Raw genomic sequence first — 22,961 nt, forward strand, 5'->3', positions numbered from 1 at the left:
TCAATTGTAAGGCTGGTTGGCAAGCTAGTTAAAGCTCTATTCGAAAGATCTAAATCAATAACTCTACCGTAGTTATCAATTTGAGTAGCTACTGATTTTCCGTCATTATCTACCCAATCACGCATTTCTATTGCTTTGTCAGGCGTTGTTCCTAACTCTACGAATAGATTATACAATGCCACTGAATCCTCTTGACCAAGTGTAAAACCAGCAGTATACCTTGCAACTTCAATGGATAGACCAGCAAGATCACTAGATGTAACATTTAAGATATAAGTATCTACTAGTGCTTCTGTCATAAATGGGAAATTGAGTATAGGTGTATTCTGGTAATTAGAATTATCACTTTCTCTTACCCAATTATAAATTAAATTATCTCCGGCTACAGTACCGTTATAACTTCTGTTGCTACCATAAGTAATGACTTCACTTGTTGTACTGTAAGTATCAAAAATTTGAGCGTTTAAGTTATCCTCATCGATAAAACTTCTATTGGCAACAAGGTCATCAAAGAAAAGTCTATTGTCATCTACATTGAATATCACGTTGTCCTCGTCATCATTGATGTATTCTGTTAAATCAACGTTATTGAGGTTGTTGTCTGAAATATTTACATCCTGCAATGATGTGAGCGAACTAACATCTTCTGGAATTGAAGTAAGGTTTCTTCCTGATAGATCTAATGAGATGACTCCACCGTAATCATCAATTTGAGTAGCAATGCTATTATCATCTTCATCAACCCATTGCCTCATATTTAAAGCAAGGTCAGGTCCAATCCCTAATGCTACCATTAGATCGTATAGAGCTACTGAGTCCTTACGTCCTAATGTATAATCAAAAGTATATTCAGCAACAGTAATCGAAAGACCTTCATAGTCGTTATGTCCTAAAACTAACTTAAGGTTGATATCATCAAAAGTGTCATTTTCTTCAGGAACTGTATAACTACTGGTATTTATTCCTTCTTCAATTATATCATCCAAATACCAGTTGTAAACTAGTTTGCTCGTTTCTGAATAACTAATTACTGGAGTATAGGTAGATGCTTCACCTCTATAGATAATAGGGGTCTCTGCTGTGTAAGTGTAAGTTTGTGTTGAACCCGTTGTAATATCAACAGTTAGTCCATTACTTGTAAAGCCAGCATTAAGTGCATCTATATCGTCAAAGAAGAGTTGATTACCTCCAATATTTAAGGTTGATAATTTGGAGAAACTGAAAATTTCAGTTGGAACACTTGTGAGGTTTAATCCACTGATATCAATATCAGTGACATAACCAGATTCATCGATAACAAATTTTGCAGGATCAGCCCATTTTCTCATACTATCGGTACGAGAAATAGACTCATAACCTCCTAATGCAGTCAAGAAATCGAAAAGCTCTTGGTCTTCAAGTTCTCCATAATTGACTTTCACATTTAAATCAAACTCCAATTGAGGTGCACTAATATTCTCAAAAGTTTCAGCACTAGAGGTGATTACTATTCTATAAACATAATTACCGACACTACTATCTGCAAGGTTGATTGTACTTGTTACGGCATCGTCTATATCTATACTGTTTTCTGAGTCGGTGATATCCTTCCATGCAATGGTAGCATAACTGTAATTCCCTTCTGTATCAAAGGTATAGGTTGATGCAAGGTCTCCTTTACTATAAACAAAGCCAAAGGTTTCGAATGGTATTGCTGGAGTAGTATATACCAAATTAAAAGTAAAACTACCTTCTTCCGTACCGTCGTCATAACCTGCTAAATCTGTAAAATCAAGATAGTTATCTTCAAGGGTAAGAGTACCTAAATATTCCATTCCAAGAACAGGTGTGTTCAGAAGTTCTGTTTCAGTTAATATGATATCGCCTTCAGAAGAAAGTTCATTTCTTAAATCAAGTGTTGTAAAGTCAATACCATTGATATTTTTGTCCGTAAAATCAATGCCTTGAATACGTCCTTCCCCGTTGATATCTAAATAATCCGCTAAACTTTCTAAGTTGCCGACGTTACCATCATTAAGCCAACTTGTAAGGTCCGCATCTTCCCAATTGAATTGTTTGAAAAGTGTACCCTCATTGATAAACGTAAGAGATTTTACAAAATCAACAAAAGGTTGTCTGTCGGCATTATGAACAAACCCAGAAGGGACATATAGATAAGTAATCGAGCTTAATTCGCTTTCAGAATTTGCGAGTGTTTTATGTTCTAAAGCGACTTTGATGGTAAGGTCCTGGTAATTTTTAGTATCAAAACCCTGATCTGTAATCGTGCTTAACCTAAAACCATATGCTTCTTGCGTAACAGAACCATCAGCACTTTTAGGAATGATAGTGTATGTAGCGTTACTTACAAAGGTATCATTGTAGTAAATATTGATTTTTTCATCAGGATCTAAACCTCTTGTGCCACCCGATAAGGTTGCTACAGTAAAGTTAAAATAGATAGAGTCTTCATTGGATTGGATCACATTAGTTTGAACATAAGAACCATCCAATAACTGTTTTTCTCTAAAGAATAAATCAGGCTGTTGGGCCAATAAACCAAAATTTCCAAAAAGGTCTACAACGTTATTAGGTTTTATCAAAAATACTGAATCACCAGTACTATTGAAATTACTTACTGTAGTACTATTATCAAGAGTTGGTCTATTATAATTATGACCGTTCCAATTGACCTCTAATGATGTGGCTGCATCTAGATTACCAATGAATTTATCTACGTTAGTAAATGATATTACATCTAAAGGAGTGTCAAAATTATTACTGTTATAATTGAATTTGAAGTCATCTCCATGATGATTGATGATGGTTTTATTATCATTGGAATTGCTGACAACTAGGTTTTGAGCAATGACCATATTATTATGGAAATTGACAGTTTCATAGTCATTGATGGTTAAGCTTAAGAAGTTGTCTTTACCGCCATCAATTGTAGTATTTGGAACTAATTGTGTGTCATGTTCAATGGTATAGATATCTAAAACATCACTTGAAGCACTTTCATCTCCACTTATTGTGACATAACCAAGTGAGTCAATTTGAGCAGTGGAAGCCATTGAGAAGCCATTATTGAAATTGATGCCTAATTCTCCTTGACTCTCAATACTACCGTTTGCAATAATATTAATTGGAACATTGATATTAATAACTCTTTGGTCATCTGTATCCAGCTCACTTAATGAAAAATTGCTAACGTCTAATGTTGTTGAACCTGAAATGATATTGCCATAGAAAGCAAATGTTCCGTTTTCATTACTATTTAATACACCATTCCAATTTATATCTCTGTAGATGTTTAAATAGGAATTATCACCTATGTAAACATCACCATTAATCTCAATGACTGGGTTTGTACTACTTTTACCTTCAGGGATTACAATTTCTTCTTCAGAGCTTTCTGTAATCTCATTGATCACAACTGCTGCATAGCTGTCAAGATCTAAAGAACAGTCAGTATCTATAACGATATTACTACAATTAAATGTAACAGGGAAATAGGAACCATCGATGTATAAAGAACCGTATTCTGTGACATCATCCTCAACTCTGGTTGTGATTTTTACTGCGTTTGCACTGAATCCTCCTGAAGGAGAAATAATTACTATAGGTTCTTCTTCATTCGTTAACTCTCCTACAGTAGGTTCTCCGACAAAGCCTCCTTCTCCTTCTGTAATTTCACCACCAAAAGATGAAATAATATCAACATTGTGACGTACAACAACTGTGTCAGCACTTGATGGAGTATCGAATAAATCCCAAGTATCAGTAGCGTCCCAAGCACCATTACTAATGGAATGGAAAAGCTTTTGATTCGTTAGTGAAGTAAGTGAGATTGTAAAGTCTGTAGAAGATAAAGAAAAACTTCCTGAGATGACATCGTCTGTAATTGATTGCCCAGAAAGTAATGAAGCCCCGTCTGTTTCTGCGTTAATATCATTAAGGATAAAATTGTAATCAGAATCGCTTTTAGAGTAATAGGGAACCGCATTTTCTATTGGTGTAGCTATTCCTCCCGAAATCTGATCTAAATTCTCAATGTTAATATACCATGACCTGTTTTTGAATTCGTAGTATTCTACTGCTCCAATCACATATGAGTTATCAAAATAATAACTGATATTTGGCACCGCGTTAACTCTCATAATTTCAGGAGTTACACTCGGGTAAGTTGGTGTTACGTTATTGAATGATAGAGGTGCTTCAAAAATAAATTCACTTGTTTCACCACTTATTTTATTCACAAAAGGTATATCAATAGAGAAACTGCTTGGTTTATTGGCTAAATCCAATGCAAGTACAAAATTAGGCCCACTATAGTAACCTGCTGATGCATTGACAATACCATGATCACCAATAATTTGTTCTTTGGTATTATCAATTTCAATCATAACATTACCGAAAGGGTAAAAGTCAGCTTTTAAGTCTAATACACCTTTAATCGATAAATCTGAACCGCTGAAATTATGATTTTCATTAGAGATTGTAAGGTTATTGATGGTTAAATCATCATAATCTATACTTACATTCGTTGCAATAGGAGTTTCGATGAAAAGATTTACTTCTTCCATGTTGATGTAATCGCTCTCACCTGCATTCAATTCTTTATTCGAATGAATATCACCTGTCACTTTGAGGTTACCACCATCATTGATTAGAGAGATTTCAGGGAAGGTTAAATCAACAAAATCCACGGTCATATCTTTATTATGACAATACACTTCAATGGTAGAATAGCCACTGTTATCGTTGACTTCGGTAAATGTAATGGTGTTTGCAGCACCATTTTTCCAGTTACCATTGATATATAAGAAACCACCTTCATTGACGGTAATTGTACCTTCATTCAAGAATACACGAGCATCGTCACTTGTTTGAACTAAGTCGAAGTAAGCATCATAAAGATCATCATTATTACCCACGTTAATGGATGCCCCAGTGTGATTGGTACCCGATCGAGTAGTAAATGAGTTTTGCTCTCCAATATTTAAAGTACCGTAGTTGGTGAAAGTGTCAACACTGAAACCAGAACTGTTGCCATCAGGAATTGAAAGTGTTGCTCCACTTACAATTTCCAAAATATCAGCATTGACTTGTGATACATCATCTTTCGTTACATTATTATTTATTTTAATGATGTCAGAGGCATACCCAAGAGGCATTAATCCATTTTTCCAAGTTGCAGCATCAGACCAATTACCATCATTGGCCGTTTGATACATAAACCCATACTCAGTGATGTCTTTATTTAATGTACTGATGAAAAGGTTCTCTTCCAGTATAATATCTTGACCGAATTGTGTTTCATCTCCTGAATAAGGAATTGAACCTACATCAGAAGTGGTAAGTTCTCCTTTTGCAAAATCGTAATTGATTTCAATTAATTTGGATTCATTTCTTGAAAAAGCAAAAGTACCTCTAGAACTATGACTGAATAATACTTTATAATTTGTACTTGAACCAGAGAAAGGAGAAATGACATCATTTACAGAGCCAAGTGTGTAATAAGGAACCGAACTTGATGAAAAAGCACCTTTGTAGGTGTAAATCTTTTCATCATTTTCGTAAGACATTAAAATTAAAAAGTCAGAAGAGTTTTGAATAATTTCAACGTCTGAAATATCTCCTGATAACGACGATATTTCGGGTACTGCGTTTAAAGGATCTTCGAAAAAGCTATAGGTATCGAAGTGGAAAAGTAATAATTGATCTTGTGTCCAAATAATTGCTGAATTGTCTGATACGCCGCTTATATTATCAAAATATTCAATTCCTTTTATTTCTGAAGAAAGACTTATAGCATTAAATGGGCTGCCATCTTGAAAAACAATTAAGCCTTGATCCGTTTCAATCAATTCACTGCTTCTACCAATCGCAAACTTTTCACCAAAACCAGAAAAAGGAGCAACTGCAGTAGCAGGTTTAATACTTTCTGCTATATCCCAAACAGTTCCAAAACCTAGCAGTTCAGGTGTATAATTATATTTTTCGACAATACCTTGGTTGATATTATGATCCGCAAAACCAATGATCAATTGATTGTTGTCGTTGTCGTAATCAATATCAGAGATTGTTCTTGTTAAATTAACATCAGTTGACGGTAAGAATGTGTAGCGGTAATTATCTTCATATCGGTTCTCATCGATATGATCAAATGTGGTCATGCTACTGACAAAGTTTTCAAATGAATCTTCAAAAGAATCAAAAAGTACATAAGCATCGTCCCAATTTTCTACATAAACATAGTAGAGGTAGTGTGTTGCAGATCCATCAAAGTAACTACCTTCATAAACTAAATTTCTATCAGAGTCTTTGAGACTAATGGGAGGGTTTCCTTCATTAACGTAAATATTGCTATATCTATCATCTGTACCGTCTTGAACAATAGTCATTTCAATAGAAGTGAAAAAGCTATTATCTGCAGAGGTAAGAGTGATTGTTTGATCGTTATGGTAAATATCTCTACCAAACTTTAATCTTATAGCTATATTATTGAAGAAAGAATTTCCACTTTCCATGATGTAATCAAAGAAAGCAGGGAAATCATCAAAATAAGTGTAAAATTCGTAGCGTTGGGCTTCCGAGACATATAGACCATAATAATAAGTTCCATCACTTTCATTTATGCCCATTAGCACAGGGTAATCTGTGGTTGTATAGTAATTGAGGTTGTATCCCTCATACATGGGGTCAAACTCAATGATGTAATTATAATCGGTCTTGATTAGGTTAACAGTCGTAGGGGAATTACCTTCATCGTAAACCGTGATCGACATCGCTGAATTACTATAGTCAATAAAAGAAGGACTTTCATTAAGTAACTCATAATCGTCGGTTTCATTTCTCCCATACGTGATAACTTTATTATCATTGACTGTGATTAATAAGTTATTGTCATTTGAATAGAAAATCTTTTTTCCATAATCATTCCCTTGTCCAGCTGATGGGGTGAATTGATTTCTTTGAATGATTACATCGTCTTGTGCGTAAACACTGAAGCATAAAAACGTGAAAAGAGCAATAGAAAAGAAATATATCTTATTCGTCATGTTAGTTATGATCTGATGATTTAAATTGTAGCTCGTCTTGGTTAACGATTATTATAAAATAAATGTTACGCAAAATACTACTTCTGATTCGATAATCATATCATATGCAGTGAAAATTGCATTAAGAGAAGAAGAAAAGTCAAATAAATGTTAAAATTGAATGTTTTTACTCGTTTTTAAACCAATATTGAATTCCATTTTGACAATGGTAAAGAACTATTTTATTTTTAGCACTCTTTAAATGATTTTATAACTCAATGTTCAAAATGAACAAATTTTACCAATTCATAGTTATTGCGTTTTTGCTTTTTGGTTGCAAAACAGAAAAGCCGAACCTTACAAAAATCTCTTATCAACCTACTGCTGTTGATAATTCAATCTCGCCTGACGATACGTTGTCTAATCTCATAAAACCTTACAAGGAAAAATTGGATAAAAAGATGAATCAGGTGATTTCATCAACTTCCATTGATTTAATTGTAGGTGGAGAGGCCAATACCCTTGGAAACTTTACTTGTGATGCTACTAGGGAATATGTCGAAAGTTACACTGATACAAAGGTTGATGTGTGTCTGATGAACAATGGTGGATTAAGGTCAAACATCTTCAAGGGAGATATTTCTGTAAGACATATTTATAAGTTAATGCCTTTTGATAATAAGTTGATTATCATAAAACTAAAAGGAGAACTGATGTTGGATTTAATCAACATGGTAGCAAAGCATAAAGAAGCAGTTTCTGGTTTAAAAGTAGTCCTTAATAAAGACGAAATCCAAAGTGCTAAGATCAATGGAACTGACTTTGATCCGCATAAAGAGTATACTATTCTTACTTCAGATTATTTATATCATGGTGGAGATAATATGGGTTTTTTACATAAAGGAACAGGTTTTAAGGACTTAGGGCTAATGATAAGAGATGTATTATTAGAATATTGTAAGTCAAAACCTAAGGGGGTAGTTGTTGATCATAAACCAAGGATTATTTAAGAAAATGGAGAACAATACAAGAAGAGAATTTATAAAAGTTTTAGCGAAAGGTTCTGCCTTAAGTACCTTAGGTTTATTGATGCCAGTATCATGGGCAAATGCTGAAAAAAAACCTATTAAAATTACAATTCTACACACCAATGATACGCATAGTCAGATAGAGCCTTTTCCTGATACTCATAAAAGGTATGGAGGTTTAGGCGGAGTGGCAAAACGTAAGGCGTTAGTAGAACAGATCCGTAAAGAAGAAGAAAATGTACTATTGTTAGATGCAGGCGATATTTTTCAAGGCACTCCATACTTCAATTTCTTTAAAGGAGAGATTGAATTTAAAGCAATGTCTGAGATGAAATATGATGCAGCCACAATGGGTAATCATGATTTTGATAATACAATTGATGGTTTTTCTGAGATGTTACCGCATGCAGATTTTGATTTTTTAGTTAGTAATTACGATTTGAAAAATACATCAGCAGACGGTAAAACTAAGCCCTATAAAATCTTTGAAAAAGAAGGTTTGAAAATAGGAGTATTTGGAGTGTGTATAAAGTTAGATGGATTGGTTTCTAAATCTTGTTATAAGGAGACAGTCTATCTTGATGCCATTGAAAAAGCTCAGGAAATGACTAAGATATTAAAGCAAGAGAAGCAGTGCGATTTGGTCGTTTGTCTATCACATTTAGGGTTCAAATCTTTTAATGAAGGTGACTATTCTGACTTAATTTTAGCAGAAAAAACAAAAGATATTGATGTAATTATTGGAGGGCATTCACATACCTTCTTAGACGAACCAGTCGTAAAGAAAAATGCTTCAGGAAAAGAAGTTTTAATCACTCAAGTAGGATATGCAGGAATTAAACTTGGTCGATTAGATTTTTATTTCAATCAAGATACAAAAGAGAAATTAGCCTATAATACAGAGGCTTTTAATAGCTATTTGGTCTAATTTTGATATGAAAGTCACTTTTAATCACCTAAGTCTAGCGTTAAGTATTGGTGTAGCACTTGTTTTTTTCATTTTTCCTAAACAGAGTGTTGATTTAGTGAACAATGTTGTAGGATTGGTGTTGTCAACTTTTGATACTGTATTCCTATGTGTTGTATCAGTAATACTTTTGGTTTGTCTAGCGTTGATTATATCGCCTTTCGGAAAAATAAAATTGGGGAACTCTGATCCAGAGTTCTCCAACTTATCTTGGTTCTCCATGTTGTTTGCCGCAGGCATGGGATCAGGGCTCGTTTTTTGGGGTGTCGCAGAGCCTATTTTTCATTTAAATTCTCCCTTAAATCCTTCAAAGGATATTTTAACTGCATTGAGCATAACCAATTTTCATTGGGGCCTCCACGCTTGGAGTATTTATGCTTTTTCGGGGTTAGTCATTGCGTGGTTTACCTATCAAAAAGGAAGAAGTATGACTATTTCTTCTACCATCTCATCCAATAAAAATTACCTTACAAAAGGTATAGATCTATTGGCTGTATTTTCCATACTTTTTGGAGTGTCAGGGACCTTGGCCAACTCAATTGCATTAATCCAAACCGGCTTGAATTCTATCTTTGAAAAAGAAATGCTAGGTCTGAATTTTAGGATTTACCTACTACTTTTTATTGCAATTATTTTTACTTTATCTTCCTTGTCAGGTTTAAAGAGAGGGGTACAATTTTTAAGTAACCTCAATGTTATACTTGCTTTTTTACTGCTACTTGTTGTACTGTTTACTATTGGTTTCATTCCGTTATCTAAACTATTTTTTCAGGAATTAATAGATTACATTTCTTTTCTTCCTAAAGTTTCTTTCACCATCAATGAAGAGCATGCTGAATGGTCAAGAAGTTGGACTATTGTATATTTATTATGGTGGGTTGCATGGGCTCCTTTCTCAGGGTTATTTATTGCAAGAATATCAAAAGGTAGAACAATCAGAGAATTTTTAATTGGTGTAATTGGGGTTCCGACCTTGATTTCAATGATTTGGTTTGTCGTTTTTGGAGGAGGCAGTAGTATGGTAAGCAATTACTCTGAGATACAGACTGCAGTAATGAACGATTACACACAAGGCGTTTTTACATTCTTTCAATCCTTTAAATACCCATTACTATTTTCATTGTCTTCTCTCATTTTATTAATCATTTTTGTAATTACTAGTGCAGATTCAGCTGTTTATGTTACAGCTGTTCTTACAGAAGAAGAGTCGAAATCCAATAAAATGCTTTGGAGTGCTGTGATGATCGGGATTACATTAGCTTTACTTTACGAAAATAATGTCGATCTGAATAAAGTCGTAGCTATTTTTGGGGCGATCCCTTTTGTATTTCTATTGATAATTCAAGGTGTATCTTTTGCCGTTAGTTTACTTAAAATTAACCCAAATAATGAAAAAAGGTGACGATAATCACTGAATTTAAAAATGTTATAAGATCAAATAGCCACATCAAACTATAAATGTACTTATTTTGTATCTATAACAATGAGGATAACTATGTTCTAATATAGAATAATACACAAGGTTGAAAATGGAAATATTTGATGTCATAATTATTGGGGGAGGACAAGCAGGATTGTCGGTGGCTTATTTTTTAAATAGGCACGGTTTGAAATTTTTAATTTTGGATGACAATCAAAAAGCTGGAGGAGCATGGAATAAGGCTTGGGATTCTCTTCAATTATTTTCTCCTGGTGTGTATTCTTCATTATCAGGTTGGATGTTGCCTCCTCCTGAAAAAGAGTACCCAACAAAACAAGAATTTATTACTTATTTAGAAAAGTACGAGAAGAGGTACGACTTTCCGGTGCAAAGACCAGTGAAAGTTGAAGATACAATTTTTGAAGACGGCATTTACAGAGTTAAAACAAATAAAGGAGAGTTTTATACCAAAACAGTTGTTGGGGCGACTGGAACGGCTTCAAATCCTAAAATACCACATTATGAAGGGGTTGAATCCTTTTTAGGACAGCAACTTCATTCTGTCGAATATAAGAAACCTACAGACATTCAGGGAGATAACCTTTTGATTGTTGGTGGAGGAAATAGTGGAGCACAACTTGTAGCAGAATTAACCCAACATAAAAAAGTACAATGGGCTACTTTATCACCACCCAATTTTTTGCCTGATGATGTGGATGGTCGATATCTTTTTGAACAAGCAAATAAAAAATATAGGGAATATTTGAAAGGTGAAATCTCTGAGGAATCTTATTCAATCAGTGATATTGTAATGTTAGATTCAGTGAAAGATGCTAGAGAAAGAGGCGTTCTCAATTACCGTTCTAGCACCTTTAGTTTTACTCCAAATGGTGTGGTCTGGGAAGATGGTAGTGAAGAAGCGTTTGATGCAGTGCTTTGGTGTACTGGTTTTTCTACTAAATTAGACTATTTGAATGCTTTGAATATCAATCAAAATGGGAAGATTAATATCAAAAATACGAAGGTGTTAGGTCAAGAAGGTTTATGGCTCGTCGGGTTGGGTAACTGGACAGGATATGCTTCAGCAACAATTTATGGTGTTGGAAAAACGGCTCGAAGAACTGTTGAGGAGATTGTCGCCTACATTCTCCAATAATTTTTTTTTAATGTGAAATATCAAATTTTGTTTCCCCATAAAACGAAGCTGTACCCTTTTATTTTAGCCTCAGTAATGTCAATTAAGTAAGGTTGTACCCTCTTGAAAATAAGAGTTGTACCCATTAGAAAGTTAGAATGTGAAGGTTTAGTACCCATCATTGTTCTCTTTAATACTTGTGTAAGTAGTTGTAAATGAAATAGTTTTGAAATGTAACCAGCGAGTAGGAATATATTTCTTCAGTAATATTCCACTAAGATGCTACTACATTAAATAATTTTTAACTATCAACTATTACACAATGCAAAGCTTAGCCAAAAAGTTCAGGCTTGGACTTTATGCGTGCCTCATAGGTATGCTCTCATTTGTAGGTGCTTACGCTCAAATTGACAGCGGAAGCCCATACGCCACTAGCGATCACCAAAAACAAGTCATCGGATACGTTCCTAATTGGGACGCATGGAAAGGTGCAGATTTCAATGTGCCTAAAGGAGCACTTAATCACTACAACATTGATTATTCTCAGTACACTATTCTCAATTTCTCATTTTTTGGTGTTGCAGTAGATGGTTCCATGCATAGTGGTGATCTCAGAAACAAACAAATCTACCAGGAAAGTGCCATTCAAAGTCCAGCTGATTTACTCCATCCTGACAAGTATTCTTCTCATGATCAAGCAATGGTCTTAGGTTTTCCTCAACAGTTTTGGGGGTGGGATGAAGTTTTGTCAGAGTTAGGGTATGAACCTAATCCTGATGGAGCGTGGAAAGGTTGGATCAGAACAGCTACTGGTGAATCTGGTGGTTGGCCTTTAACGGAATACCCAACACCAGGGATGATTGATATTGCTCATGACTATGGAGCAAAGGTAATGGCTTCCATTGGAGGATGGTCAATGTGTAAACATTTTCCAGAAATGGCTGCTGATCCTGTTAAGAAGGCAAGGTTCTTAGAAGACTGTAGAACTTTGGTAGAAGATTATGGTTTTGATGGAATTGATATTGATTGGGAATATCCAGGTCCATTTGCCGGTATGAACTTTACAGGGTCTGAAGCAGATTACCACAATTTCACACTTTTAATGCAAGACATTAGAGATGTAATTGGTCCTGATCGTTTGCTGACTGCGGCATTTAGTGCATCACCTGCAAAGTTAGAAAACTTAGAATGGTCAGAACTGAATAAAGTAATGGACTATTACAACATGATGACGTATGATTTTCATGGAGGGTGGTCAGGTATTTCAGGTCACAATTCGCCATTGTATCCTTATGAAGGAGAAGAGTGGGGTGATTTCTCTTGGCACACAACTTTCTCTTATATGAGAGATCAATTAGGCATTGATACTGAAAAAATCAATATGGGAATGGCTTTCTACGGTAGAGGTGTTGTTGTTGATGGAACACCAGGGGTGAATGTACCAACCATTAAAAAAGACGTGACATTTTCAGTAGACGGACCAGTTTCATCAGCGGCAGATCTAAATAACTGGGGAGCAACAGAAGGTTCTCCTTATTATTTTCAAGTGAAAGAAGCTTTGGCTTCTGGTGGTTGGACAAGGCATTGGGATAATGAAGCTCAAGTTCCTTATATGACAAAAGAAGCGAACGGAGTGAGTTATTTTACAAGTTATGATGATGAAGAATCGATTGGCTTGAAATCAAAATATGTAACGGATAACAATATTGGCGGTGTAATTATTTGGACTGTATTTACGGATTGGAACGTTGGCTCGGAAACAGGTAAAGTTGGAACGTATCCGTTATGTCCTGACACAAAACCTGAATTGGTGCACGTTGTCAATAAAGTATTTGCGGAGAATGCAGGTCCTGTTAATCCTGCTCCTCTAGTGACATTGACTTTGCCAACAGAGGTAATCGAGCAAACAGAATTATCAGAAGTTTCCTTTACTTTTACAGCATCTGATGATGATGGAATTGCTTTAATTGCTGTTTCTGTTAATGGAAATGCAGAAACGTTTTCAATATCAGGAACTACAAATACTGTTACTTTTTTACCTGCTAATTACGGACAACAATCTGTAGAAGTAACGGTAACAGACAGCCAAGGGAAAACTACAACTAAGACAGGGGTTATAAATATTGTAGATCCGAATATTCCAAATATTGCACCTACAGTAGTAATCATATCTCCTTCAGATGGTACAACAATTACTTCACAAGCATTAGAAACAGTTCAAATTGAGGTGAATGCTCAAGATGAAGACGGAAGTATTGCATCGGTTTCAATCACAGTAGATGGGCAAACTTATTCTTCAACTACAGCTTCATGGCTTCCTTCTTCTTTTGGAAATTATACAATTCAAGCTACAGCTACAGATAATGAAGGGGAAAGTACTAGTACATCAATTTCAATTACGATAGAAGAAGATGTAGTAATTAATGATTGTAATACTCAAGAGTACGCTCCTTATCCGGCAGTGTATAATGCAGGAGATGTCGTAAGTTATAATGGGATATTATATGAATCTACTGCGAATAACCTTTTCAATGTTACACCGGGGACTGCAGAACATTGGTGGAAAACCTTAGGACCTTGTGAAACTATGATGACTTCTAATACGGTTCTTTCTTCAAGCACAATGATGGCGAGTAATCAACGTCAACTTTCTCAAGAAGAAGTGAATAGTACATCAGCAGGAACGTCATCAAATAGTAGAGTTGCTAGCACTCAGGCAACAGGCTGTAATGCAGAGGCCTATTCAGGATATCCTTCCATTTACAGTGCAGGAGATATTGTAAGTTATAATGGTTTCCTTTATGAAGCAGTAGTCAATAATCTTTACAATGTGACACCAGGTACGGCAGAACATTGGTGGAAAACTTTGGGTCCATGTGATGGAGATGTCGTGGTAGACCCAGTAGTGCCAACAGTGCGTTTTAATAATTTATTGACAGAGGAAATTATAGTAGAAAACCTTCCTGTCGTTTTAGATTTATCTACAACAAGTACTGATCCTGATGGTACTGTTGAAACGACGGTAGTAACAGTAAATGATATTGTTATTGATGGTAATTCTTTCAATGTCGATGCTTATGGAGTCTACACGATTGTTGCCACAGTAACAGATAATGAGGGTTTGACTGCTTCAGTAACAAAAGTAGTGACTATTTCTGAAAAGTCTGATATTGGAGGAGATTGTCCTTATCCAGCTTGGTCGCCAACTGAAATTTATACAGGAGGAGATCAGGTAGTTTATAATGGAAAAATTTATAAAGCGAAGTGGTGGACACAAGGAGATACTCCAAATAGTGGAGGTCCGTGGGAAGATACTGGTGAAGTTTGTGGAAACGGTGGAATTGGTGATGTAGTGCCAACAGTAACTTTTATTCATCCTTCAGGAAATACTTATACATCATTGACAACCATCGATATTGCTGTAGAAGCGACAGACGAAAATGGAGTAGTTTCCAATGTGGTATTGACTGTTGATGGTACAAGTGTGAATGCTTCTTCAACGACATTTACACCTTCTGATTACGGAACTTATGTCATTACGGTTACAGCGACCGATGATCAAGGAAATGTTACAACTGCTACAAAGGCTGTGCAGTTTACAACCTCTTCAGTGGTGGATGTTAATCCTGATGGCACTATTAATTTAACAGGTCCTTTTGCACCCGCACCAACTGGACAACAGCGTATCATCGGCTACGTTCCAACTTGGAAAGGAAGCCCTGGAGATTTAGATTATACTAAAGTTACTCACGTCAATGTCTCCTTCTTAGTTTTTGATACAAAACAAGGGGCGGCATATACAGATGCCGACTTTGCAAACGGTGAGTTTACGGCGGAGTCTTTACATGTTTTAGATTCACTTTTACCGATTATTGTTTCCAAAGCTCATAATGAAGGTGCAACAGTTTCTATTGCAGTTGGAGGTGCCGTAGATTACGGATTCTTAAAAGTAATGGAAGGGTATAGAGATAACCCTGCTTCAATAGATGCTACAGCAGATAAATTGATTGCTTTTGTAGATCAATATAACTTGGATGGAATTGATTTAGATCTAGAGTGTTTCTGGCAAGATCCGGCTATTCCTGGTACTTCAGAGCAAGGTGGCAGAACAAGAGGTACAGACAAGTGGGGTGGAGAAGTAGAGCAAGGTGCTCATCCTGCTGCTTATGGCTTAACCTTATTGGCGAAAAAATTAAGAGCTAAAAGACCTTCAATGCTCCTTTCTTCAGCTGTATTCGCCACACCATGGTATGGCAATAACTATGATGCAAGTTTTGTGGAGTACCTAGATTGGTTAGGTTTGATGACGTATGACTTTACGGGTTCTTGGGATGATTCTCCGATCGGACCTCATTCTTCACTTTATGAAGTAGATCAAAGTAAATACTCAAAAGCAAGTGATAATAACCCTATTTATTCTGTTGAGACCTCTTTGCAATATTGGAGTGGTGATTGGGCAACATGGCAGGGTTCTGGGCAAGGTGTCCATAAAAGTAAATTAACAATCGGAGTGCCTTTCTACGGTTATGATCTATCGTTAACAAAGAAAGAGGCAGATCAAGGAACAAACGGTTTTTACTTTATAGGCTATGATGAAATTGTAAGTTTATATCCTGATGCACCAACTTCTTATGATCCAAATGATGCTAATCAGTTAAACGGTTATGTGGGTCTTGACGGAAGAGATATTTATTTTGAAACACCAAAAGGAGCCGCTGCAAAGGTGGATTATGCCAGAAATAACGGTTTGCAAGGAACAATTATCTGGGAGTTAACTTTTGATGTTGAAGATCCATCTGTAAGTCTTTTGATGGCGATGAACGAAGCGTTGTCAAGTAATAACAGACAAATTGTAGCAAGTGCAGCTCTAGAAGCTAATGCATTGGAAATGAGCACTTATCCAAACCCTTTTAGTGCTACTACTCAAGTGCAATTAGATGTGCATCAATCTGGTCAATTAGAACTTCAAGTGATCAGTTTACAAGGTAAAGTGTTGAATTCAATCATACTTGATGTGCAAGCGGGGGAAACAGTGATAGATATTAATGGTAGTTCACTTACATCTGGCATTTACTTAGTGAAAGCACAGATAGGAGGGCAGCAATTAATAAGGAGAATTGTGAAAAAATAACCTACCTCTATTCTAATAATAAAAACAGAAGCTATTTCGCAATTTGTGAAATAGCTTCTTGCTCTATTTAATGATTATGAAGGTGTTCTGGGTGACCATGTTCACAACATCCTAATTCTTTTGGCAAGAATATTTTATGTTTTGAACCTGTTTGTGTCAGGTGATGATCTTTTTCTTTTTTATAAGTATACTTACCATCCATGATTGTAGCATGTACTTTAATATCCGCAATGTCTCTTAAACCGGCTTCAAATACATTTTCTTCTAGGATAACAAAATCCGCATATTTACCCACTTCAATAGAACCGATTTTATCTTCCATTCTTGCTTGCCATGCAGGGTAGATGGTTACCGCTTTGATGGCCTGTTCTACTTGCATTGGCGTTTTTGTAGTAGGAAAAGGTTTTGAATTCTCATTTTGAGGGTCTTGCAAAGTCACCGCTCCTTCAACACTGAACAGTGGATCTACAAGGTTTACCGGTGAACTAGGAACGTCTGCACTGATACTTAAATTGTGTCCTTCATGAACAGGCAATTCCGTATATCGCATATAGTAATTTTCTGTTCTGTGCTTACCCATAAATTTATACGCATCTGTAGCTTGACCTTGCCAATCAGAACCAAATAATGGCGTAGTGTTCACTGGGATTTTTAAGTCTAAAACTCTTTGATGATCGTCAGGGTGTGACCAGAAATAATGTTGTAGTATATTTCTAGCATAAGTATTTCCTTCTTTCATTGATGCTTCAATAGCATCAATAGTATATCTAGTTGTAGCAGTGCCATCAACATGAGTATGTACATCCAATCCATTTCTGTTGGATTTTAAGTGAATTTCCATCAACTTATTTTGACCAACACCTGATACACCTTTAGAATCAATATTGCTGAATTTTTCAAGCATCAATGAAGTATTACTATTCCAGTTGCCTTCAGGGTGAATTTTGATACCAAGAAGTCCTAGGCGATCGGAGTTGTACTGTTCTTTTAAGTGAACTGCCTCTGCAACAAATTCATCTACATCAAAATTAGAATTTTTATACATGTAGTTTTGGAATGTTCTGATTTTTAATTCACCAATTTTATCTAGTGAATCTAACATTTCAAAAGAGTAGATCATATCCTTTTTGTAACGCTCAAAGTTCATTAAGTTGGGAGTGACTAAACCTTGATTGATTACAGTAGTTATACCCGTTGATGCCGATTTATTATAAAGTACTTCCTGACTTTCTTTCATCATTTTGGCAGGGTTCCACGCACCAGCCTTGATGTAAGCCTCTAACCAAATGATTTCAACACCAACTCCTTCGGGCGTTCCGTCTGCATTTCTTCTCCAATACGACATACCAGGAACGGTATCAGGTGTTTCCTTCGTAACACCACCAGCTTCCAGTCCTTTAGTATTAAACCACATATCATGAATCGTAAAGTCAAAAATCATTGCAGGACGATCCGAAACAGCTTTGTCTAATTCTTTGGCTGTTGGCCATCCGCCGTACGTGTCTTTATTCCAACCAAAACCAAAAACAATTGGTTCTTCTGGATGACTGTCAGCATATTCTTTGATCATTCGAAGGTAGTCCTCCTTTGATTTTGCATCAAAAAGTTCTACACCTGCTTTCATCCAATTCGATGAAATCAAGTGATCGTGGCCACTTACAAAGCCAGGAAGCATCATTTTCCCTCCAAGATCTACGACTTCAGTATTTGGATTAATATATTTTTCTATCTCACTGTCTTTACCTACAAAAACAATCTTGTTGTCTTTTATAGCTACTGCTTCGGCCCACTTTTGCTGTTCATTGACCGTGTAAACCTGACCATGAAGAAAAACTTTATCTGCCTTTTCTGTTGTTTCACATGAGGTGAATAAAACAAATGTAAGAAGTCCAATAAGTGCGGTGAATTGTATTAATGTTTTCATTTTTTTAGAGTTTATAATCTACCTATGGAAGGGGAAAGTAGATGTGAAAACCCTATTGTATCTGAAAAATATTTTTATTCTTATGAAATTTTATTTAGTAATTCGTTGATATTTAATAAGGTAAATGATAATTTATTGTTCTATTGAATTGATAATTTAGAATAACTACTCACTGTTTATTAAACTTTTACTATGGATTTTTCTTCAATTAATTTTTTAGCAGTACTAGTTGCTGCATTAGTCTCTTTTGTGTTTGGTGCAATATGGTATAATCCCTCAATTTTAGGTAAAACATGGCAAAAGGAGCTTGGTTTTACAGATGAATACCTCCAAGAAGGTAGTATGCCCAAGATATTTGGAAGTAGTTTTGTGCTGATGCTCATAATGGCATTTGGTCAGGCGATGTTAATGGCCCATAGTCATCAAGGTTTCGGGCTGTCGAATGGAGCAATGCATGGATTTATGATAGGTCTTATGTTTGTGGGTTGTTCGATGGGAATTAATTATTTGTATCAGAGAAGGTCAATCAAACTATGGTTGATTGATAGTGGGTATCAAATCACTTTCCTTACGCTACAAGGTGCAATTTTGGGTGTTTGGCCTTAGGTATTGAGCATAAAAAAACCACTTGTTTGATCAAGTGGTTTTTTTATTAATCTATATTGATTATGTGTGTTACTCAGCAGGAGCTGCTTCACTAGGAGCTTCAGCAGGAGTACCTTCTTCAGCAGGAAGGGTAGTAGGTGCCGGTGGCAATACTTCTTCTGCATTTTCGATACTTGATGAAGTTGGTGTGTTTGCTGAATTATCTTTAGGAATGAAAATATTCACACCAATAGATAAAACAAACAAAGATACAGCTAAAATCCATGTTGCGTTTTCAATCCAAGAAGAAGCTCTTCTTGCGCCCATCATAGAGCTACTCGCAGCGCCCATGTCGCCAGTAAGTCCTCCACCTTTTGAATCCTGAGCTAAAACTACTAATACAAGAAGTACAGCAATTACTAAGATCAAGATTATGAAAAAGTACATCATTGTATTATAATGTTTATAACTTTATATAACTCTAATTCTTTTGTAAGAATTCAATTCGTTCTGCAAATAAAGTAGCTTTATTTGGATTTTTCAAGATTAGATGTTGATAAATTGATATCGCTTCCTCTTTTTTTCCCTGTTTTTCTAACATTTTAGCAAAACTCTCTGTTTTGGGAGCAAAGTCACCATTTTGATTCGTTTCTGAGAGATCTACAATATCATCTGTAGCCTCTTCTTCCTGTGCTATTGGAGGGATAACGGGGTGTTCATTGATGAAGTGATTGATGATCTTTTGTTGAGAAGTCATCGTAGATTCTGGATTGAATTGGTTGAAATCAATCACGTTCAAATCATTCATTTCTTTCACGCTATCTTCGTAGCTATTCTCTTCAGTGACGTCGTCAGGTAAGTTAATATCATAAAGAGGAATAGAAGTGCCGTTAAATGACAAATCTTGATCCGTTTCTTCTACTGTATATTTTGAAGCTGTTTTACTGAAGTCTAACAAATCTGCATCAACTTCACTGTCTTCTGAAAGCTCATTGATAATTTCCGATTCTTTTTTCTTTTTCGTATCTAAAAAACCTTGGAATCGATCCATCATCTCGTCTGAAGAAATACCAAGAGTATCCTCTTCTTCAGCTTCATCTATTGTAGATTCTTCACTAACAGTGGCTTCTTCTTCTTCAATTTTATTTTCTTCTTGTATCACGTTAGGTGTGATATCATTAGATAGTTCTTCGGCTGTACTGTCCGCCTCACTCTCTTCAGTTATTCCAGCTCTCATTCTGGATAATTCTGCCAATACCTCATCTGCAATAGAAGTGGATGTCGTGGTCTCTTCAACTTCCGTACTGGTATTAATTCCCTCGTTAGCAGCTAAGTCACTTAAGATTTGTTCCTCAAGATCGTCTTCATGTGAAGTGTTAAAGGCAGTGATTTCTCTTTCTATTGCAGTTTGAGAAGGCTCACTTTCTTCTTCAATAATTTCGTCAGACGTATTTTCATTAATGATTTCTTCTGACTCAGTAATAGGCTCATCCAACAACTGTTCAGAAGAGAGCGTATCTAAAAGTTCCGCCTCATCTCTTTCAATTTCAATTCCACTTGTACTAGGTAAATTGATATTGTTATCAAAATCAGTGTCTAAAAAGGCTTGCAATGAAGGTCTATGTGACACATAAGCTGCGGCACTTTTTACCACGGTGTTATTACCTTTTTCAGCTTTTGCTAACAACACTCTCAAAGCTGCAAAATAAGGGTAGGCGTCAATTGCTTTTCTGATCTCTTCTGCATCACTACTGTTTATGGCAGAAGGATTTTGTAACCAATTTTTTATTAATATATGATTCACGTTTTAAGAGTAAGCTCGAAGTGGGGGATAAAAAAATAAATGGATATAAAGCAATTTTTTGCTTTATATCCAAATATACACTTTTTTACCAATCTGCTAGTGCTTTTTGGAAGGTATCGTAAACAATTTGTTCAAAAATAACATCTACTGCTTCACTTTCTACCTCTTGAACATTTTGAGTACCAGGGAAATCAAAGAAGAATGAAAACCCTTGGTCGAAGCTTTTTTCATCGTCAAAGTTGTTGATGAAATTGGTCTTAACTGTAATTGTAAGACGTTGTTGTTCTGTTTGTTGTTGATCTCCACCACCCGGCGATACAGGAGTTACTCTATATCCGGTGATTGCTCCACTAAATTCAAGGTCACCTTTTAAACCTTGTGGAGCCATGGTTAAACTGGTATTTCGGAGAATGTACTGTGTAAGCTCATCCGTAAATGTAAAGGCCATCGTCGGAGGTCCATCAGAAGCTTCGTTCGTATATTGCTCTACTGAAAAAGTCTTAATGGCAGGGTCGATATTTACCCCAGAAAAAGTAAAACGCACACCTGTACAGGCAGATAATGCGAATAGGGGTAAAAAGATAAGTACCCTAGAGAATTTGAATATTTTATTCATCTAATTCGTATTGTTTTATCTTTCGGTATAAAGTACGTTCAGAGATACCTAAGTCTTGTGCAGCGTACTTACGTTTGTTGTTGTTTTTTTGTAATGCTTTAATAATCAGCTCTTTTTCTTTCTTTTCGATTGAAAGAGATTCTTCTTCTTCCGCCTTTATTTCAACATCTAAATCATAAGTATTACTGTCGTAATCATCGTCATCAGAAGTGATAATCAAAGGATCATTCTTTTCAGCTGGAGGCGGAGGGGTGTAATTAAAGGAAGTGGGCGGAGTAGATGGTCTTACAGTAAGCCCTGTTTCTCTACTTTGAGTTGCCGGTGCATTTCCTTCATCCATCACATTACTAAACAGCTTTGGATTTTCAGCTAAAACCGTACTCGCATTTGTTTTTCCTTGAGCCAATTGGATTACAATCTTTTTCAGATCATTCATGTCTTGCCTCATGTCAAACAATACTTTATACAATAAGTCTCGCTCATTTAAAGATTGATCCTCATTTTCAAGTACTCTTAGCTGATTATTGGCATTAGGTAGGTAACGTTGCATTGTTTCTCCAGAAACCACACGGTCTAACTCCAATGCAGACATCTGTTCTGCAAGGTTTTTAAGTTGTCGAATGTTCCCTGGAAATGTAAAGCTTAGTAATACTCTTTTGGCTTCAGGGGTTAATGATAGAGGTTGAACATGGTATTGTTCAGCGAAATCTGTTGCGAATTTTCTGAACAATAATTCAATATCGTTTCCTCTTTCTCTCAATGGAGGAACTGCGATTGGCACTGTATTCAAACGATAATACAAATCTTCACGGAATTTTCCTTTTTGAACGTTCTTTAAAAGATTTACATTGGTTGCCGCCACAACTCTTACATCTGTTTTTAAGACCTTAGAAGATCCCACACGAATAAACTCCTTGTTTTCTAAAACTCTTAGTAATCTAGCTTGTGTTTCAACAGGCATTTCCCCAATTTCATCCAGAAAAATGGTTCCTCCATCTGTTACTTCAAAGTAACCTTTTCTAGAATCGTTCGCCCCTGTAAAAGAACCTTTTTCATGGCCGAAAAGCTCAGAATCAATTGTTCCCTCAGGAATTGCTCCACAGTTAATTGCAATAAATTTACCGTGTTTTCGAGCACTCAACTGATGAATAATTTTAGAAAAGGATTCTTTACCAGAACCACTTTCTCCTGTAATCATTACAGTTAAGTCCGTAGCAGCAACTTGAGCAGCTACTTGTATAGCATGGTTCAGACTACTGGCATTACCAATAATTCCGAATCTTTGTTTTATAGATAATAATTCTCTGTTCTCCATAGAATTTTGATATG

Annotated in this window: 12 protein-coding genes; 6 read left to right on the top strand and 6 right to left on the bottom strand. The window is 35.8% G+C overall.

Annotation, left to right across the window (positions count from 1 at the left end; translation table 11 throughout):
- A partial coding sequence (locus PL77_RS17910) for a hypothetical protein (protein ID WP_044208368.1) occupies window positions 1–7,043 on the bottom strand: 7,043 nt, incomplete at its 3' end.
- Between the two features lie 266 nt (window positions 7,044–7,309).
- Between PL77_RS17910 and PL77_RS17915 the strand changes: the two genes are divergently transcribed.
- From PL77_RS17915 to PL77_RS30770, 5 genes are all read left to right on the top strand, one after another.
- On the top strand, window positions 7,310–8,032 hold the full coding sequence (locus tag PL77_RS17915; protein WP_172665894.1) for a 5'-nucleotidase C-terminal domain-containing protein: 723 nt from the start codon (window positions 7,310–7,312) through the stop codon (window positions 8,030–8,032).
- 4 nt (window positions 8,033–8,036) lie between these two features.
- On the top strand, window positions 8,037–8,978 hold the full coding sequence (locus tag PL77_RS17920; protein ID WP_044208370.1) for a bifunctional UDP-sugar hydrolase/5'-nucleotidase: 942 nt from the start codon (window positions 8,037–8,039) through the stop codon (window positions 8,976–8,978).
- Window positions 8,979–8,985: 7 nt separating this feature from the next.
- The gene (locus PL77_RS17925) at window positions 8,986–10,419 is read left to right on the top strand and encodes a BCCT family transporter (protein ID WP_044208373.1); all 1,434 of its coding nucleotides are present in this window, start codon (window positions 8,986–8,988) and stop codon (window positions 10,417–10,419) included.
- A 127-nt stretch (window positions 10,420–10,546) separates the two neighbouring features.
- On the top strand, window positions 10,547–11,593 hold the full coding sequence (locus PL77_RS17930; protein WP_044208376.1) for an ArsO family NAD(P)H-dependent flavin-containing monooxygenase: 1,047 nt from the start codon (window positions 10,547–10,549) through the stop codon (window positions 11,591–11,593).
- Between the two features lie 355 nt (window positions 11,594–11,948).
- The gene (locus PL77_RS30770; protein WP_172665895.1) at window positions 11,949–16,703 is read left to right on the top strand and encodes a glycosyl hydrolase family 18 protein; all 4,755 of its coding nucleotides are present in this window, start codon (window positions 11,949–11,951) and stop codon (window positions 16,701–16,703) included.
- A 67-nt stretch (window positions 16,704–16,770) separates the two neighbouring features.
- Here PL77_RS30770 and PL77_RS17940 read toward each other — a convergent pair whose 3' ends face one another.
- Window positions 16,771–18,627: an amidohydrolase gene (locus PL77_RS17940; protein ID WP_044208378.1), complete on the bottom strand. Its 1,857-nt coding sequence runs from the start codon at window positions 18,625–18,627 to the stop codon at window positions 16,771–16,773.
- Window positions 18,628–18,819: 192 nt separating this feature from the next.
- On the opposite strand from PL77_RS17940, the gene PL77_RS17945 reads away from it, so the two are divergent.
- Entirely contained in the window at window positions 18,820–19,233 is a 414-nt protein-coding gene (locus PL77_RS17945) for a DUF1761 domain-containing protein (protein WP_044208380.1), read from the top strand.
- Between the two features lie 69 nt (window positions 19,234–19,302).
- On the opposite strand, the gene secG is transcribed toward PL77_RS17945, so the two are convergent.
- The 4 genes from secG to PL77_RS17965 form a co-directional block, all read right to left on the bottom strand.
- Window positions 19,303–19,662 (bottom strand): preprotein translocase subunit SecG, encoded by a 360-nt coding sequence (gene secG, locus PL77_RS17950; protein ID WP_052444534.1) that lies wholly within the window; start codon window positions 19,660–19,662, stop codon window positions 19,303–19,305.
- 31 nt (window positions 19,663–19,693) lie between these two features.
- Complete coding sequence (locus tag PL77_RS30775) at window positions 19,694–21,016, bottom strand: hypothetical protein (protein ID WP_052444535.1); 1,323 nt, start codon at window positions 21,014–21,016, stop codon at window positions 19,694–19,696.
- Window positions 21,017–21,101: 85 nt separating this feature from the next.
- Window positions 21,102–21,632: an LPS assembly lipoprotein LptE gene (gene lptE, locus PL77_RS17960; RefSeq protein ID WP_044208383.1), complete on the bottom strand. Its 531-nt coding sequence runs from the start codon at window positions 21,630–21,632 to the stop codon at window positions 21,102–21,104.
- Entirely contained in the window at window positions 21,625–22,947 is a 1,323-nt protein-coding gene (locus PL77_RS17965) for a sigma 54-interacting transcriptional regulator (protein ID WP_044208384.1), read from the bottom strand. Before PL77_RS17965 ends, lptE begins: the two co-directional genes overlap by 8 nt.
- Between the last annotated feature and the right edge of the window lie 14 nt (window positions 22,948–22,961).

Source organism: Flammeovirga sp. OC4 (genome assembly GCF_000812565.1).
Lineage (GTDB): Bacteria > Bacteroidota > Bacteroidia > Cytophagales > Flammeovirgaceae > Flammeovirga.